The sequence below is a fragment of the Dolichospermum sp. UHCC 0315A genome, assembly GCF_008121535.1.
Classification (GTDB): domain Bacteria; phylum Cyanobacteriota; class Cyanobacteriia; order Cyanobacteriales; family Nostocaceae; genus Dolichospermum; species Dolichospermum lemmermannii.
Genome location: NZ_CP043056.1, coordinates 2,107,099 through 2,124,846, shown reverse-complemented (window position 1 = coordinate 2,124,846; position 17,748 = coordinate 2,107,099). Strand labels below are relative to the sequence as shown.

The 17,748-nt window shown below is 37.0% G+C and carries 17 protein-coding genes, 1 tRNA gene and 1 pseudogene; 8 read left to right on the top strand and 11 right to left on the bottom strand.

The window, feature by feature from the left end; translation table 11 throughout:
- Positions 1–301: 301 nt before the first annotated feature.
- Positions 302–946: a transposase gene (locus BMF77_RS10350; protein WP_246863116.1), complete on the bottom strand. Its 645-nt coding sequence runs from the start codon at positions 944–946 to the stop codon at positions 302–304.
- A 195-nt stretch (positions 947–1,141) separates the two neighbouring features.
- Here BMF77_RS10350 and BMF77_RS10345 point away from each other — a divergent pair, with 195 nt between their 5' ends.
- Genes BMF77_RS10345 through BMF77_RS10335 form a run of 3 tightly spaced genes read left to right on the top strand, consistent with a single transcriptional unit; the run spans position 1,142 to position 4,591 of the window.
- The gene (locus tag BMF77_RS10345; RefSeq protein WP_148762632.1) at positions 1,142–1,975 is read left to right on the top strand and encodes a hypothetical protein; all 834 of its coding nucleotides are present in this window, start codon (positions 1,142–1,144) and stop codon (positions 1,973–1,975) included.
- A gap of 24 nt (positions 1,976–1,999) precedes the next feature.
- On the top strand, positions 2,000–3,502 hold the full coding sequence (locus BMF77_RS10340) for a hypothetical protein (RefSeq protein ID WP_148762630.1): 1,503 nt from the start codon (positions 2,000–2,002) through the stop codon (positions 3,500–3,502).
- A gap of 12 nt (positions 3,503–3,514) precedes the next feature.
- Complete coding sequence (locus BMF77_RS10335; protein ID WP_148762628.1) at positions 3,515–4,591, top strand: hypothetical protein; 1,077 nt, start codon at positions 3,515–3,517, stop codon at positions 4,589–4,591.
- A gap of 558 nt (positions 4,592–5,149) precedes the next feature.
- Here BMF77_RS10335 and BMF77_RS10330 read toward each other — a convergent pair.
- From BMF77_RS10330 to BMF77_RS10320, 3 genes are all read right to left on the bottom strand, one after another.
- Positions 5,150–5,371 (bottom strand): hypothetical protein, encoded by a 222-nt coding sequence (locus BMF77_RS10330; RefSeq protein WP_148762626.1) that lies wholly within the window; start codon positions 5,369–5,371, stop codon positions 5,150–5,152.
- Positions 5,372–5,640: 269 nt separating this feature from the next.
- The gene (locus tag BMF77_RS10325) at positions 5,641–6,390 is read right to left on the bottom strand and encodes a hypothetical protein (RefSeq protein ID WP_148762625.1); all 750 of its coding nucleotides are present in this window, start codon (positions 6,388–6,390) and stop codon (positions 5,641–5,643) included.
- Positions 6,391–6,478: 88 nt separating this feature from the next.
- Positions 6,479–6,829: an EVE domain-containing protein gene (locus BMF77_RS10320; RefSeq protein WP_148762623.1), complete on the bottom strand. Its 351-nt coding sequence runs from the start codon at positions 6,827–6,829 to the stop codon at positions 6,479–6,481.
- A 399-nt stretch (positions 6,830–7,228) separates the two neighbouring features.
- Here BMF77_RS10320 and BMF77_RS10315 point away from each other — a divergent pair, with 399 nt between their 5' ends.
- On the top strand, positions 7,229–7,549 hold the full coding sequence (locus BMF77_RS10315) for a nucleoside hydrolase (protein ID WP_246863115.1): 321 nt from the start codon (positions 7,229–7,231) through the stop codon (positions 7,547–7,549).
- An 11-nt stretch (positions 7,550–7,560) separates the two neighbouring features.
- On the opposite strand, the gene BMF77_RS10310 is transcribed toward BMF77_RS10315, so the two are convergent.
- A complete protein-coding gene (locus tag BMF77_RS10310) occupies positions 7,561–7,971 on the bottom strand; it encodes a DUF559 domain-containing protein (RefSeq protein ID WP_246863114.1) in 411 nt (136 codons plus the stop codon).
- 552 nt (positions 7,972–8,523) lie between these two features.
- Here BMF77_RS10310 and BMF77_RS10305 point away from each other — a divergent pair.
- The gene (locus BMF77_RS10305; protein ID WP_148762621.1) at positions 8,524–9,477 is read left to right on the top strand and encodes a nucleotidyl transferase AbiEii/AbiGii toxin family protein; all 954 of its coding nucleotides are present in this window, start codon (positions 8,524–8,526) and stop codon (positions 9,475–9,477) included.
- 86 nt (positions 9,478–9,563) lie between these two features.
- Here the strand turns inward: BMF77_RS10305 and BMF77_RS10300 are convergent, their stop codons facing one another.
- From BMF77_RS10300 to BMF77_RS10290, 3 genes are read right to left on the bottom strand one after another with little or no spacing between them, the layout of a single operon-like run.
- On the bottom strand, positions 9,564–10,064 hold the full coding sequence (locus BMF77_RS10300) for a hypothetical protein (RefSeq protein WP_148762619.1): 501 nt from the start codon (positions 10,062–10,064) through the stop codon (positions 9,564–9,566).
- A gap of 33 nt (positions 10,065–10,097) precedes the next feature.
- Entirely contained in the window at positions 10,098–11,003 is a 906-nt protein-coding gene (locus BMF77_RS10295) for a ParB/RepB/Spo0J family partition protein (protein ID WP_148762617.1), read from the bottom strand.
- Positions 11,003–11,770 carry a ParA family protein gene (locus tag BMF77_RS10290; protein ID WP_148762615.1) on the bottom strand — a complete coding sequence of 256 codons (768 nt, stop codon included), beginning with the start codon at positions 11,768–11,770 and terminating at the stop codon, positions 11,003–11,005. Before BMF77_RS10290 ends, BMF77_RS10295 begins: the two co-directional genes overlap by 1 nt.
- A 484-nt stretch (positions 11,771–12,254) precedes the next feature.
- Here BMF77_RS10290 and BMF77_RS10285 point away from each other — a divergent pair.
- Positions 12,255–13,204 (top strand): annotated as a pseudogene (locus tag BMF77_RS10285) (transposase).
- Between the two features lie 196 nt (positions 13,205–13,400).
- On the top strand, positions 13,401–14,255 hold the full coding sequence (gene purU, locus BMF77_RS10280; protein ID WP_148762613.1) for a formyltetrahydrofolate deformylase: 855 nt from the start codon (positions 13,401–13,403) through the stop codon (positions 14,253–14,255).
- 241 nt (positions 14,256–14,496) lie between these two features.
- Here the strand turns inward: purU and moaC are convergent, their stop codons facing one another.
- Positions 14,497–14,991: a cyclic pyranopterin monophosphate synthase MoaC gene (moaC, locus tag BMF77_RS10275; RefSeq protein ID WP_148762611.1), complete on the bottom strand. Its 495-nt coding sequence runs from the start codon at positions 14,989–14,991 to the stop codon at positions 14,497–14,499.
- Positions 14,992–15,028: 37 nt separating this feature from the next.
- On the opposite strand from moaC, the gene BMF77_RS10270 reads away from it, so the two are divergent.
- A tRNA-Arg gene (locus tag BMF77_RS10270) sits at positions 15,029–15,102 on the top strand.
- 246 nt (positions 15,103–15,348) lie between these two features.
- Here BMF77_RS10270 and BMF77_RS10265 read toward each other — a convergent pair.
- On the bottom strand, positions 15,349–16,572 hold the full coding sequence (locus BMF77_RS10265; protein WP_148762609.1) for an MFS transporter: 1,224 nt from the start codon (positions 16,570–16,572) through the stop codon (positions 15,349–15,351).
- A 44-nt stretch (positions 16,573–16,616) separates the two neighbouring features.
- A complete protein-coding gene (locus tag BMF77_RS10260; protein ID WP_148762607.1) occupies positions 16,617–17,633 on the bottom strand; it encodes a glycosyltransferase family 2 protein in 1,017 nt (338 codons plus the stop codon).
- Positions 17,634–17,748 lie beyond the last annotated feature (115 nt).

The following is a 17,748-nucleotide window of genomic DNA, read 5'->3' as shown; positions in this document are numbered from 1 at the left end:
TATTAGCGTTTACGAAGCGGGAAATACATCTATGCTGTAACTATAATTATATCTCTATCAATACCTTAGCCAAACCCCTGAAACCCTATTGATATCTTCACGATTTTATTGGGTTTCAGACCTATATTTTGAAAATTGGCTAAAGTATTGTCTATATGCAGTAAACCAAAAAGTTTTTTCCTGAAGGGAGATCGCCAAATACTGTGTAGTATAAAATACTTTTTTATTCCCGATACTCTAATCAGCAGACATAGTATAGATAATAATTACTTATGATTAGCTGGTTAATAATTTCTTGACGCTAACCGGATGGAATATAAATGCTTTCAACGACTTGATATTTCCTCTGTATAGCTTGAGATAAAAAGGCTAACATCTGTTTGAGTGTAAAAAGTGTGCGATAAATTAATCTACTACCTTTCCTTTTACGACTGATTTTGAGCCATAGTAGATTCACCCAGATGTTAATTAGAAGAAAGGATATTCCAATGAATAGTAATCTCAAGACTGGATTTTTGTTATTCGTCTTAATTCGACAAATATTTTTCAGACGATAACTAGTTTCAATGCCAAATCTTTTTCGATAATCTTGATAGATGTAATTTAAATTTGTTTTTACCTTATAAGCAACATAAACAAAATATTGAACTCCATGCTTTTTATGCTTTCCCTTTCTATATTTACAGACAACCCATAAATCAAATGTGACGAAATCATCTTTATCTCTTGTAATGGTATAGGTAGTTTTATAACTTTTTTTACCCTTGAGGAATTGTTTGATTCCTCCTTTTTTTCCAGTCTTGATAGCAGGCATAAGAAAGGGAATATCTAATGCCTGTAACCATCTAATTACAGGAGTATTAAAAAATCCCCTATCCAAATAGAGTTTTTTTACATTTATTTTTAGGGATTCAAGTTCTGCTAATAAATAAGTAATTAAAGCCACACTAGTATCTAATTGGCGAACACCTCTTATTGCTAGAGTTACACGCTTATTATTACTAATAACATATAAAATGAATTAGTACCAGATTTAGCTTCACTTCGATATATGTAGGGTAATTCTGACGATGTTGGTTGACCTTCAAAACCATTAATTCACTCTTGTAAGCAGGATTATAAGCAACTACCTGAAGCTTTTTTGTCTTGGTTAGATATTGACGAACATCCTCTATACCGACTATGGCGTTACTCGGATAGATGGTTTTTAAGCGATGATACAACAATCCTAGTGAAGCATAACTTTGGAGAAGTGAGAAAATTCTTATTTGAGTCAAAAGACGATAATGATTTTTTTCACGCTAGTGAATACAAAAGGAAAATCACCGATGCCTTATACATTAATCTACCTAACGCTTGGTGGGAAAATGAGGCATCAGCTAATAATATTCATGAGTCACTAAAATGTCTGGCTGGTGCTTTTTTTTGTGGTCAAACCAACAATAGTGCAAAGCGTAATCTTTGCGTTGGCTCTGCTTATATTATAGCATTAATGGCTCATCAAAAAGTTTACGGAAATGCAGATATTTTCATAAATGACCCTGAAACTTGGATTGCTTGTTCACACGCTAGTAGTCCAATTTTCGCTTTACAGGAGCAAGAAACGGCACGCACTTCAGCTATTGCTCTCTATGACTTATTTATTTGTCTATTTACCCCACGCCATACAAATCAAGAAAGCTCATCCGGAAAATCTTTAGTACGTAGTGTATGCTTTTATGAAGCAGGTAGAGTTTTAAAAATACAACTTAACTGGAATGCTCAAAAACCATCGTTAGATAGTCCAGACAGTCTAGCGAAAATTAATAGTAAAACATTTCAACAACCAACAATAAATATGTCACAAATTGCTAAAAATACTAGGACTACTATTTTGAATTTATGGTGCCAAATGGCAATTAGTGAAAGTGGATTTATGAGTCCGGGAGTTGTATACATGGAAGCAGACACAATAGTAATTGCTTCTACAAAGTAAACTAACACCAACATTACATCAATTATGAATAACATACAATTAATTCAACCTTACCTAACTGCTTGTGTGATTTGCAGAGATAATAGAAATTCTCTTTGGGCAAAAGCTTTATTAAATAATTTTGCTGAAGTATACATCATTGCATCCAACAGTGATTATAGAAAATTTAACCATAGCGATACAGAAGGGGTAATTATTCCCAAAAGCAAATTACCTACATTCATAGATGCTATATTTTTTCATTCTAGTGATGAACAACTTTGGCGTAGTTGTAATTTAAATTCTCAACATATTTTTGAGTTTAATACTCCTGGCAATCCTGAAGTTAAAGAAGGTATTTTGCCAATATTACGTCCAACAGCGCCAAATTTTGCAATTAAACTACAAGATATTGAAGAGATAGCTGACTATGTAACTGGAAAATCCTTAAGTTTGCCTCTTATCTGCCGTAAAACTTTAGAATTACTGCCAGCACTGTCATTGCTTTCTCAAACTTATCTAGCAGTATATTCTCAGCAACAAGAAGTATGGCATCCATCATGGTGGCTTAACGGTTTGGGTATTTCAGAGTATAGCCAAAAACAAGCTGATTACCTGATAAATTTATTAGATAGTGAGTGGCAGATAACCAGGAGAAATAATAGTGATAAACAAGATGTTGCAACTTTAATCCATCATATTGCTTCATCTACACTCTCTGAAAAGCAAATCAATCCAAATATAGTAGTAGCGGCTGATCAAGTCCTTAACACTCAACTGTGTTTACAATCTATTGATTTAGTTGTGAGGAAAATTAAATCTCAATCTAATACAATTTTAGCTTTTAGGGACAGTTTAACAAGTGTTGCTACAGCCGGTGTTATCTCTACATTGAATAATATTCCCACGTTATTTATTGATGAAAATGAACATCTACATAAATCGAAGGCTTTCAAACAATCCGTCATTATCATGGCAGAAAACCAGTTAAAACACCTGCCAATGCTGAGAGTAGAAAACTTCAGTGGTGCTGTTTTAGTGTTGACTGCTACTCCGTTTTCACTCTTAAAACAGCAGTACCGAGTTCTGCTTTTTGGACATGGTTCTCATGATTGTTTCGGCAGTTCTTGGGTACTTCCTGATTTGCTAAATAAGATAGCAGAATTAGTCCCATTAGAGCCAGAAAACCTTAAATTTTTGCAGAAAGAATTACAAGCTATGCAAAAAATAAGGAATAATCAAATAACATCATGCCTGGAAAATATTAAATATCTTAAAAATCTAAGTCATGAAGATGATCAGAGAATAAAAGATATAGAAAACGCTATTGAACAATGGCGAGCAGATGCTCGCGTAGCTTGTCATACAGTCGTGAAAATTGGAAATGAGCGTCAACAATTACAACAGCACTTTCAAACAGCACTAAATAATCTTAGTATTCAGGATAACGAACAAAGATATCAGGCAATATCTAGATTAGAAGAAGCATTTAACCATTTAAAAGACCTGTTACAATCTACTGGTGAAAAATTTATTTCTTCATATTAAAAAGGTGAGAATGTGATTGATTTCAGTATTTTAGTGCTAGATGATGATGAACTTTGGGTAGCGCTACATGAACGGCGATTAGAACAAGCTGGTTTTATCTGTCACTCTACTCAAGATGCCAAAGAAGCTATCAAAATAGCTAAAACAAACCCAACTGTCAAGTTTGCACTAATTGATGAGATTCTCTATGTTACGCCTACTTCTGAAACTGAGGAGCAAAGAGAACTCCAACAATGGCAAGGAACGGGTGTGATACGAGAAATCTGCGCCCAACGCTCTGATATACAAATTATTGTAGTTACAGCAGCCCCTGTTTTTCTGAGTGATGGTGATAATCAACTATTTAGACGGGAAACAGCAAAATTGCGGAGGCAAAAAGGAGTTATTGATGTCATTCACAAATCAGATATAAAGGAAGATCCTGATGGTTCTTACGACTGGCTAATAAACTTACTTAACCAGCCTAATGTATCTGCTAACACTTCTGTAGTCACACCAAAAGTTTTAATTGGTTTAGGGTTCACAAGCGATGAACGTCAGGCTATGGCTGAACAGATGAATATGCCTAAAAAGCAATATTTGTCCATAGCTCCTTTGCTGGAAAAAGGTAAATCAGAGAAAGCTAAACTGAAAATATTAGATAATTTTTGGGAGAGGGCGAAGGAAAAATCTGTGTTATTAGAAATGCCTGGTTCTAAAAAACTTGATCCTTTATCAGGAATAAAAGCCGAATCAAGTGCTTTCCAAATATTAGCTTGTTTGGCAAAAAAAACTGAATTACAAACTCCGGTAATTATTTGTGAGCAAGATTATAAATGTTCACCACGTAAGTCAAAACCGCAAGTAGATGATATTCCTGAGCATGATCCTTCATCTGTTAGGGATTATACTTATGAGAATGGAGTTCAATTTGAGGGAGGAACAAGCAAAAACTCCCCTCTTAAGGTGGCGATACACAGATTAAGTAGGCAATTAAGTAAATTCAATGTTGGTCCTGCTGGTAAGTTATTTATGTATAAACCAGAGGATAAAGGCTACCATCCTTGTTTTGAATTAGGCATTGTTCTCTACACAATAAAGAACAGGTAATTGATGCTTGTGATTAGTGAGTGGCTAATTCCTATTTTGGGAAGGGCTGAAAAGAAGGTGATCGCGTAAGCCCTGCTGCAAGTAGTTCGCTTTACTAATCCTGTTTATCTTCTAACTCGTAAATCCGCATTGATGGATGTTCGTCCATCATCCTCCAGTAACATCCTAAAATCCTAAAACAGATTGAGAAATCCAGTAACAATATTCATAAGACGATGATAACATTCATCAGCATTAAATTTGACAGTACAGATACCATCACGTAATAAAACCTATTAGGTAGCCACCAAGATTAATGATTAAAACGAAGAAATGCTATATCAGTTATATCTTTAACAACTTGTACTGCCTCAACACCATAAGTTAAAGGTGATTGTAGTTTAAGAATCAAACAAAATGGTTTTTTATTACCAAATTTTGACTTTAAATACCTATCATAATTTTCCTTCAAATAGTGAACAGCACCTTGATCAGGGGAAACGCATCTTATCAATAAGGACTATTTAATCTCAATAATGACCCAAAAATTTGCATTAACGTCTACTTATTGACAATAATTTAAACCATCACGATGACTCTGAAAAAATCCATCAAACGATAAATACCGATTCTTTCGTTTATACACAAAAATAGTATTTTGTCAATAAAAACTGTAAAATTCTCAATGACGGATGGAGATATCAATTCTTTCCCAGTCTGGTAAATATCTGCTTTAGCTTGGGTGGCTGTGGTGACAATGCAAGTCGTTATGGCTGCTGCTAATAATAGTTTCAGGTTCATGGTTTCCTCTAAAAATTTAGTAGGGTACGAGTGGCGATCACCTGGGTTTCCCTAAGAATTGGGAGAGCGATCGCTCAATTTCCCCCAAGAATTTAGTAAGAGCGATTCCTACGGAGCGCTTCGCTATCGCTTTCTCACGCCATCCTTGATTAAGTAGGTGAACAGAAAAATTTAAAGGTATATAACGGTATGTAAAGTTGTCTCAATGCGAGATTCTGATTGAGTTTCAGCCATTTCACAAAACGCAATACCCCTCATTTTTATTTTGTTCACCTACTTAGTTCTTGATTATTCATTTTAGAAACGTTTTTGTTTTGGGGTTGTGTATTTGCAGACGAATTTGGTAAACTAGAAGCACAACCAGCAGCTTTAAATTGTTGAGAAATTTGATTTTTTTCTGATGCTTCAGATATATATTCAAGTAATCTATTTAGCGGTTCAATAGGTCTGGGAGAACGTAAAGGAATCTCACTATTATTGCTGACAAATCTGCCATTTTTGAGGAATGCTGATCCTAAATAATAATTTCCTTCTTTGAATAACACTTCTCCACCATTTGTTTTTATTAATCCATTAGATAAAATGCCAGTCTTGAAACTGCCATAATCTTCAGCAGTTGAAACAATGCAAACTTTACCTTTGGTATTTGAAGGGTAGATGTGTTCACTATTTTCATATCCAGACCATATACCCATAAAAGGTGCTAGTCCTGGTTCAGTCTTTGACCAAGCACGTACAAAGGATTCTCTTGTCTTCTTTTCTACTTGAGTACGTCTATCTTGAAGATAACCAGCACCTACATTATTATTTTTGGTTCTCCTAATTTGTTGCTCAAGTTCTTGACGTAATCTTTTAATTTCTGCATTAGTTGGTTGTCGAGTTTGGGCTAATACTGATAATTCGTTAACACCTAAAGTTATTAAACTGAATCCTAAGATAAATAGCGATCGCTTCGCCCACGGTAGGTATCGCTGTACTTGTGGTAATACTAATTTTTGGGTCTTCAAAACAGGTTTCATAGATTTTCCTTGAAAATGTTCAAAATTTAATCAATGGGTTCTTTAGTGGAGCGATCGCCTAATTCCCTAATTCCCCTTCAATAATTGGTTAATTCCGCAATTCATGTACGCGCTGCCATTCTTCCGGTGTAACCTTGTAGTTAGTGCCATTGGGGACACGAATAACCATTAAATGCTGTAGCATAGGGTCTTGTTTTAAGTTTTCCCGTAGTAGTGGTTTATCTAACAATTTGCTGGTAAAACGAATTTTGACACAGGTTCTATTACTGGCACGACTGGTATCAATCCAATAACCAATATCAGCAGGGGTGGCGACGTTTTTGGGGGATTCAAGAATTTCAGCGATCGCATAGATTCCGGCTTGTTCTCCAGATACCCAAATCAGCACCCCATCACCAGAAACCATGTCTTTGGCATAGCGCGTAACTGACCACAGCATCTGCTCAAAGTCTCTAATGGGGGTAAAGACAAGATACCCGCAAAATTTAGCACGACGTAAAGTTTTGTAAAGTAGTCATGTATTTTATGTCTTTCCAACATTCAAACATTGCCTAGTTTGGCTCATTTTAGGTAATGTTATGAGATCAATTGAGCGGAATAACAAAGGTTTTGTCCTTTCTTGATAAAAGTCTTCAACTTCCGTTTTCGGCAATGTTTTACAAGATGGGATAAATAAGCGGGAAGCTTTTATAAGACTGAAAGCCTTACTCAGTGTGCTTTTTTAGCATATAGACACAGGCGATAACGTTGAATTTGTTACAAAACTTTACGTCGTGCTAAATTTTGCGCGAATCTTGTCTTTACCCCTACTGCTGCGTTAACCTCAACTGAAATTGATATGATTGCGGCTTTCGGAACAGAGAAGTCACTTTTGGCAGTGAATAGCAATCGAGTTGCTATTGAAGCTTCTATAAAAATACAAGGAGCTATGGGATTAACACTAGCAGATCCAGTAGCAATGGCAGTTGCTCTTGATCCAGCCATTGTTACCCGTCAAGGAAAATATTTTGTGGATGTAGAAACAACAAGTGATTTAACTCGTGGGATGACAGTGGTTGATCAATTAGGTGTTCTTGACAAACAACCGAATATAACTGTGGTTTGGGAAATTGATATACCAAGATGGAAAGAGATTTTATATAGTTGTTTAAAAGCATAAAATCCTGGCGATTAAAACAAATTTAAAAACTCTGTAACAACATCCATAGGACGATTGAAACATTCACCAGCATCAAATCTAACGGTACGAATACCATCACGTAATAAAACCCTATCTCTTCTATAGTCTCTAGTTTTTTGTGATGCTTCTTGGTGGTGAACTCCATCAAGTTCTAGAATCATACATTTTTGTTTATAGAATACCAAAAAATCTATTTCTACTCTTTCCTTTGATTGATTATCACTATTAGAAATAGGTAAATCAGTTAAATCCATATAAGCTGTAATTACTGCTAATGTTGTGGTCTTTAAAATAGTTTTCATGGTTTCCTTTAAGAATTTGGTGGGGTTTTGGAAATAGCGATAGCGAAGCGCTCCGTAGGAATCGCTGATGGTGATTGACCTGATGCTAACTATTTCCAAGAGTAAATACCACCCCGACGTAAAAAAGCATCTATATTCCAACCAACTTGAGTTAGGGGTGAAATGAGTAATCGTACAGAAAGTTACGCTAAGGCTGTAAGCCATACTGGATAAGCATTCTGTCAATCAATATTTTTGGTAATTCTCAACGTACCAATTTACCTAAAGTTTATTTGATACAGCATTTAACAACGTAGCTATAAGGATTTCAGGCTACAAAAACCAGAGACGTTTAGATGGTACAGTTTTATCTATGTCAATCAGGATGTTACCAGCAGGGTTTCAAGTCCTTATCGTAACTTTCTGCATGGCTGCTCATTTACCCCCTATTATTAAATAATAACATTTTTGTTGATAAATGTACCAATAAATTACTATCCTTTCCTATTATTAGGATTTTATTAATGTTTCTGATAAATAGATATATGGGGTATAATTACAATATTGCTTTAATTGACAATTATAATAACTATTTATCAAGGCGAAATCTGACTCCTTCTTCAATTTTCTTCCTATTCCCTGATTCAAAATCCTCAACTCCAGTATATCCCAATGTTAATTAAACCTCAAATTAAAACTCCAGAGAAATTACCGTTTTTAGAAAAATTATGTTGGCAAAGAGAAGATATAGAAAATCTTACTCCTTTAGAAATGCTGAGAATATATGAACGAGGGTGGCATTACCGGGGAGTTTTAGGCAACTTGAGCCATACAGAAGCCTTATTTGTGCAACAGTTAGCTGAATATTATCATTCATGGTTAGGAGCAAAAATGTTTGAGAGGGAATTTCATCAAAAAATTTTAATTGTTCTTAATCAATTAAAGGCTAATTTTTTATTAGAGTGTGGCGCGTATTTTGGCGGTGGGACTCTGGTTAGTTTAAATCATGGGGAATATAGATTAAGCAAGGATATAGATTTTCTCTGTTCCACTGGTACTGGCTACCGATTACTGCGCCAAAAAATAGCTGAAAATCAATATAATGCCCTTTTTAACACTCGAAATAATCTCAACCTACCCGGAGAAATTAAAGCTGACCAGTACGGAGTAAGATTTGCTATTATAGTTGATGAAACTCTGATTAAATTTGAGATAATTATGGAAGGACGGATTGAATTGGGAGCAGCAGATTATCCCAGTTGGTCGCCTGTCCCATGCTTAAATCAAATTGATAGTTTTGCGGAAAAACTTTTAGCTAATTCTGACAGATGGAATGATTCCTCGGTAGAGTCGAGAGATTTAATTGATTTGGCTATGCAAAGGCTCAATTCTCCCATTCCTCAAGCAGCTATTGAGAAGGCAGAATCAGCTTATCCTGTAATTGAACCTTTAAAAAAAGCGATCGCCTTTTTCCAAAATCACCCTAATTATCGAGACAAATGTTTTACGGCTTTGAGAATTGCCGAACCTAGTAAAATTATTGATGGTATTGATTTAATGGCGGCTGATTTTAATTTAAACAAGACAACTAGAAGATTTAGCGAATCTCAACAAGACTGGGAATGACAATTAATCGCTTTTCTTCGCGGCAAACACAAACAAATCTACTCTTTTCTAAGAAAATTATGTGACATAGGTGCTACAGTCATAATTCATTGAGGATTTTCCCACAAAGTTGAAGCCACAGAGATATCATATCTTTGTCCTGTTTCTGTAATTTGAAAGTCCAGAATAAAATATTTATTATCAGAGAAATGCTGATGTTTCCTAGCAATTAGTTCATCAATCATTTGTGTAATCGCCTGTTGAGTTTCTGCATCCTGATTTGATAACTGTTGTTCCAAGAAAGTATCAAGTGTTGTTTTTTGTTGAGATTCAGGCATCACCGCCGCATTCCAGGCTATCACAGCCAAACTAAATAATGATTTACGTCGTTTTGATGTGTGTACATTATCTAAGTACGGAGCAACGAACTGTTGGAGAATTTCTGACATTTTTGGAGCGCCCTTGGGTTCTATCGGTATATTTGCAGCCAATTCCCCAAATACACCCCCTTGCATCTTTTCTCTAAGTGCTTCGAGATTTTTATGTTTCTCTTGGGAACTCTGTTTTTGTTTCATCAACTCATTAAAATCCTTAGACTTTCTCGCCATAATGTATCTCCTGTTTTGATTATTTCTGGGGTTCTATTCTAACAATTGTTCTAAATCACCCAACAATTTCTCTAGCTTCTTGGTTTTCTTCACATCTTCCCACACCTGGGCATTCTTCAACCTTTTACCAAGCTCGGAATATTTAGCATTCAATGTCTCTTTTGGTGTAGTTTTCCCTGGGGTTAATTCCTTTACTAACTGCTTAATCTCACTTAAAGATAGATTTTCATTAAGAACTTTATCCAGTAGTTCCCTACGTTCACCGTCATCTTTGAGTTTAGCGATCACCCTAGCTTTGGTGTATTCTAGTTGACCCTGCCGCAATATTTCCAATACATCATCGGGTAAATTCAATAATGGTAAACGACTGGTACGGAAACTTTCAGCAGTGAATCTCCCCACACCCTGTAACACCAATCCCACAATTTCCAGTTGACGGGAAACGTTTTCCGTCAGGTCTAAACCCCGTTTTTTAGCGTTGGCTGCTTGATTGAGAATTGATATCACCTCACCAGAATTTACATCAAGTTCAATACTTAATAATTCTAGAATCCCCTCGGTTTCTTCAACTGGGTTTAAATCTTCCCGTTGCAGGTTTTCCAATAAAGCAATTTGCAGGGTTTGATGGTCAGATAATTCCTTGGTGATAATTGGTACTTCCGTTAACCCCGCTTCTTTGGCCACCCGGAGTCGGCGTTCACCAGCGACTAACTCAAATTCACCATTAACAGCACGCACCAACAAAGGTTGTAAAATCCCGTGTTCTTTAACTGACTGCACCAGTTGACTGAGTTTCTCAGGGTCAAAATACCGTCGGGGTTGTTGAGCAGGTAAACGAATTTTATCAATATTAACGGTGGCAGTTGGTGATTCCACATCCATACTCAACAAATCTTCCACACCACGCATTTTTGGGAGTTCTAAAGCTTTCTTGACCATTACAGTTTCTCCATCCCCAAGGCGATCTTTTTCAACACTGCGATTCCTACGGAGCGCTTCGCTATCGCTGGATGTTTGGGGTCATACACAGCCAAGGGTTGACTATTCATCACTGCATCCGCAAAGGCTGTGGCACGGGGTATCTTCGGATAAACTTTGGCTGGTGATAACTGCTGTTCCAAAGCCTCCAAAATTACTTTGTCTTGGTTGGCGTTCACATACAAAGTTGGCACAAATCCGGCGATCGCTAATTTTGGATTGATATGTTTCTTCACCTGTTTGATGCTATCCAACAATAACTCCGTTCCCTTGAATGCTTTGTAATGAGTCTGAACTGGCACTAAAACATGAGTAGCAGCACAGAGTCCGAGAATACTGAGGATACCTAAAGAGGGAGGACAATCAATCAAAATGAAATCGTAGTTATTTAAAATGGGTTCTAAAGCTTGTTTGAGTCGTAGTTCCCTGGCCATAACCGCAGAGAGTTGTAATTCTACCGCACTGAGGGTAATATTAGCCGGGGCTAAATCCATACCGTGTAAATTGTGGTGAATTGGTAATTTAGTCTCTGGTGTGAGTAGTGAGTCAGCAACGATTTCTTCAAGTTCATGGGGTTCAAGTCCCATAAAAGTTGTCAGGGATGCCTGGGGGTCAGTATCCACCAATAAAACTTTGTGTTTGCGGGAAAGATGATAACCCAAATTCATAGTCAGACTGGTTTTCATCACCCCACCGGCTTGATTGAAAATAGCAATAATTTTAGTCACAATTTTCTTTAAATTCTTGGTTCTACAGTTTATGGTAATACTTGAGAGTAGCCCTTTCAAGGTGGTGAAATTTTGAAGGAATATTGGTTGTTTCAACCTTCAAAAAAACCAAAATATGAGCGGAAGATTCAAGATGATAGTAATGAAATGACGTATTTCCGTTAGTCACCTTGAAAGGACTATACTTGAGAGTCAGGAAAAATCAGGGGTTATTCATTAACAAAATCCTTACTTTATTATTGCATTTTTTTGTCTTGACACTCCCCGCTCTAAAGACACGGGGATTCTTAAGATTTTACAATCCTAATATCCTGCTCACACCATTGGTGACAAGTTAAGGAAAAGGGAAAATTGTCAAGGGTGGTATTTGGAGTGGTCAAAAACATGGGAAACTCAGTCTAGACAAGTAATTGAGCGATTGAGTCCAACCATGACAACCAGTAAAAAAAACAACAGAGACCACGCAAAAAAGAAACAGCGACCAATGGTGGAAGATGAAGTAATAGCCAAGCAATTGGAAAGATTACTGACACCAGCGATTACAAATCAAGAAAATTACTACCGAAAACTAGGACTTAGAGAAAGGATACTGAATTTACCGTTGATGATGGCTGCGGTGTTAACCTTATTATGGCGAGACGTAGCCGGGGTCAGAGAAATGACAAGAATGTTAGCTAGAGACCATTGGTGACAAGTTAAGGAAAAGGGAAAATTGTCAAGGGTGGTATTTGGAGTGGTCAAAAACAGAGGGTTTTATCACTTTTATTTTTGGTTACAATTAATTGATAAAAAAGTTGACTTTATTATGAGAATAAAAAAAGGAGCAGCAATCAAGGTAGAACAAATATTTACAGATAGTTATGGATTGCGAGACCGAAAGATATGTCTGGCTTGAAGGCACTAAAAAGACTCCATTTATCACTTTACGTTTGATTGAAGTGCGGTCAGGAAAAACATGGCATTCCTATTTAACCAGCGTGTTAGATCCTAATGTTTTACCTCCTTATGTGGTAGCGGATTTATATCGGCAACGTTGGCGGATTGAAGATGCTTTTAATATAGTAAAAAGACTCTTGGGGTTAAGTTATTTATGGACGGGTTCAATTAATGGAATTAAATTGCAGATTTGGGCAACTTGGATATTTTATGCGGTTTTAGTCGATTTAGGTGATGCTGTAGCTGACGAACTTTCTCTCCCCTTTGATGATATTTCATTAGAAATGATTTATCGTGGTCTTTATCATTTTACAATGGCTCATCAAAAAGGTAAGGCAACCGAAGAAAGTTAAGTATTTTGCTGACCCTCAAAATCGAGATTTAGGTATTATTAAACAGAAACGAAAACCAAATGTTAAGTTAATTGTCGCGCCTTTTCCTGATCTCCAGCGGGGGTCTGACGAGTTTTTTTTCAATAATTATCCAAAAACCGCTTGACAAAAGACTTATAGCCTTAACTTGTCACCAATGGTATGGGAATGGATTCTAGAAGGCTCTGCCTTCATTATAGTCGGGGCAGTTCTAGAAGGTTCTGCTCTCAATTATAGTCGAGGCAGAGCCTCTGTGATAGCATTCCCAGTCAGAGACTGGGAACGAGATTTCAAATAGCAAAAATTATTATTTCTTATTTTCAATGACAAAACAAACAGCAACTTTATTAATTTCTTGTCCAGATCAAAAGGGATTGGTAGCCAAATTCGCCAATTTCATCTATGATTATGGTGGCAATATTACTCATGCAGATCAGCATACAGATTTTGAAGCTGGATTATTTTTAACTCGCATAGAATGGCAATTAAAAGGATTTAATTTACCAAAAGATTTAATTGCTCCCGCTTTTAATGCTATTGCTCAATCTTTAAATGCAAAATGGGAATTACACTTTTCTGATACTCTTCCCCGCATTGCTATTTGGGTAAGTCGTCAAGATCATTGTTTATTTGATTTAATTTGGAGATATCACGCTAAAGAATTTCATGGGGAGATTCCTTTGATTATTAGTAATCATCCCCATTTACAACCAGTAGTTGAACAATTTGGCATTGATTATCATTACATACCTATTACTAAAGACAATAAACAAGAACAAGAAGCTAAACAACTAGAATTACTGCATGAATACAAAATTGATTTGGTAGTTTTAGCAAAATATATGCAAATAGTTAGCGCAGATTTCATTGAAAAATTCCCGCAAATTATTAATATTCATCATTCATTTTTACCTGCATTTATTGGTGCTAATCCCTATCATCGCGCCTTTGAAAGAGGAGTAAAAATTATTGGTGCAACAGCCCATTATGCTACCCCTAACTTAGATGCAGGACCAATTATTGAACAAGATGTAGTGCGGGTAAGTCATCGGGATGAGGTAAATGATTTAATTAGAAAAGGGAAAGATTTAGAAAGAATTGTGTTAGCAAGAGCGGTAAGATTGCATTTACAAAATCGCGTTTTAGTTTATGGAAATAGAACGGTAGTTTTTGAGTAAATTTATAATCATAGGTAGGTTGGGTTGACGCAAGGAAACCCAACATCCCAACTCCCAACCCCAACATTATTAATGATTAAGTAGGTCGGCGTTAAAAAATCAATCTATGTAACGAAATATAAATTAACGAATACCTTATAAATAGGGTGTTTCACGGTTTTTACAAAACTAAACATATATCGATTTTATTGGGCCGACTTACTTACGTTGGGTTGCACTGTCGCTTAACCCAACCTACGCCCTATCCCCAATCTCCAGACTTTCCACCTGTCTTACTGACTAAATGAATTCCTTCAATCTGAATTGATTTTTCTAAGGCTTTAGCCATATCATATAAAGTTAAAGCGGCAATAGATACCGCTGTTAAAGCTTCCATTTCCACGCCAGTTTCCGCTTTGGTTTTCACAGTGGCATCAATTTGATAACCAGGTAGTTGAGCATCGGGGATAATCTCCACAGTGATTTTCTGTAAGGGTAAGGGGTGACAAAGGGGAATTAAATTAGCTGTCTGTTTAGCAGCCATGATTCCCGCTAACCTAGCAGTTGCTAAAACGTCCCCCTTGGGGGTGTTACCGGCTTGAATAGCGGCGAACGTCTCAGGTAACATTCGCACCCTACCAGTGGCTACTGCTTGGCGAATGGTGGCGACTTTGCCGGATACATCAACCATTTGGGCTTCTCCTTGGGCATCCAAATGGGTTAGTGGAAAAGAATTTGAAAAATTAGCTTGCGTCATTGGGAAAGTATGTGCTATTATTAAATTCGTGGGTCAAGGGTGTGTAGCTCAGTGGACTAGAGCACGTGGCTACGAACCACGGTGTCGGGGGTTCGAATCCCTCCTCGCCCATTTTATAATTAAAAATGCACAGGTTCCTTTTTTGGAGTTTGTGCATTTTTAATGGGTTGAATAAACGAACCACAGAGGCACAGAGAACACAGAGAAAGAAGAAATAGAGCAGGTTTTTGCGTCAGTTTTGGGATATTTTTTTATTTGGTAGTTTCTAACAGAGATTTGGTGACAAATATCGTAGAGACGTTCCATGAAACGTCTCTACAAGGGTTGTTGATAATCCATATCTAATTTTTGAAGATATTATTTCACAGCATAGATATCTTCTGTGCGACCAAAGGCAAAACGTAGAGATTGAGGGATATTACGACTAGACTGGGTAAGGAAGATGATCATGGCTATCACAGTTAAACCCGTAGTCAAACCAAACATATTCCGATAACCCAGGGTTTCGGCAAATGTACCAAAAATTGGACCAGCTATAGCTAAACCGATATCAAATCCCATTAAGGAAGCACCAAATATTCTCCCGCGTTCATGGGGTAAAGCCCTATCTGTCATTAATACAGAAATCATGGGAATGAGTGTACCAGAAGCAGCACCTTCCATCAATGCTCCTAATAAGAACATGAAAGAGTTATTTGCTTGCCAAACGCAGATGATAGAGAGTGTATAAGCTATTAAACTCATGGTGACAAACAAACCCCGACCATATCTATCAGAAGCTTTACCACTAAATAATCTACAACTAAAACTGGAGACAGCGGCAGCAGAGAAAAAGAAACCTGGATTTAAATCAACGCCGGTTGATTTGATAAATAGGGAGATAAAAGTATGCAAACTACCTAAAGTCAAACCACTCAGCAATAAGACAATGGCCGGAATTCGCACGCGAGGACTAGTTAATATTTGCCAAAAGTTATCATTTTTGCTGTTATGTGGTTTGGTGATAATAGGTGGATTGACAATGGGGATTATACATAATAAACCCATGCTACCTAAAGCCGCAGATGATAAAAATAACGGAGTATAACCAGCGCTTGCTTGCAAAAATCCCCCGATAGCGGGGCCAAGTGCTACTCCCAGGGGATTAACTAAACTCATATAACCGACGACTTCACCGCGACGGTGTTCTGGTGCTAAATCGCTCACTAGGGCAATGTAAGCTGTGGCAAAAGCAGCGATACTAATGCCATGAAAGGAGCGAATTATCATCAGGGGAATAATTGATTTGACAAACAAATATCCCAAAGGAGCGATCGCTGCTACGGACATTCCAATCAATAATACTATTTTACGACCTCGTATATCTGCTAAAGCACCCATTGACGGGCGACATAGCAACATCCCAATGGCAAAGCTACCCATAACAATGCCAATTTCTTGTTTGCTTGCACCAATATGTTCAATATATAAGGGTAAGGTAGGCAATAACGAAGCCAAACCTGACCAGAAAAACAAACCCGCTGCAAATAACATGAGCAGGTTTTTTCGCAGATTAGCGTCAAAAGTATCAAAGGCTTTCACGGCAGATGCAATAATGCAAAAAGTATTATTTCTCTATTGTTACGTTACTTAATATTTTTCGCCACAACTTCCCGCACCCGATAGATTGGTCGTCCTTGAGATTCATGATAGGTCCGCATCAGTAATTCTGCCAAAAGGCCGAAGCAAAATAGCTGTACTCCTGTTACTAAAAGCAACACTGCCAAAATCAATAAAGGACGGCTACCAATATCTACATGAAAAGCCAATTTGATAACAGTCAAATATATACCTATTCCTCCCCCAGAAACCATAGAAATTAAGCCTAATAGCCCAAAAACGTGCATGGGACGGGTGAGAAACTTCTTCATAAACAGAATAGTTAATAAATCCATCAATACCCGGAACGTCCGCGATATGCCATACTTACTTTGTCCAAAACGTCGCGCATGATGACGGACAGGTACTTCTGTAATTCTCGCCCCTTCAATATATGCCAATGCAGGTAAAAAGCGGTGTAGTTCTCCATAAAGATTCATATCTGCAACCAATTCAGATCGATAAGCTTTCAAAGAACAACCATAATCATGAATATAGACGCTTGTAGCCCGACGAATTAACCAATTGGCGATTTTAGAAGGAAGCAACCGATTTAATGCCCCATCTTGACGATTTTGCCGCCAACCACTGACTAAATCATAACCTTCATCCAGCTTTGCTAATAACATGGGAATATCAGCGGGGTCATTTTGCAAATCAGCGTCTAAAGTCACAATTACTTTAGCGGTAGCATAATTAAAACCCGCAGACATAGCCGCAGTTTGTCCATAGTTACGTCGCAAAATGATCGCTTTTAAATCAGTGCGCGTTTGGGCTTGTGCTTTGAGAAATTCTGCTGTACCATCACTAGAACCATCATCTACACAAATAATTTCATAATTTAATTCACTAGCGGTGAGAGTCGTAGAAATGGCTTCTAGTAATAAGGGTAAACTTTCGACCTCATCTTTAATAGGGACAACTACAGATACATCTAAAATTGGTAATTGGTAATTGGTGATTGGTAATTGGTAATTGGTGATTGGTGATTGGTGATTGGTCATTGCTAAATAGTTGATAACTGATGGTTAATTTTACATGGTTGAGGAATTGCAAATAAAAAAATATTCACTTTATAGCGTGTATTAGAAATAATGGTAGTTTCTAGTAAGTATTTAT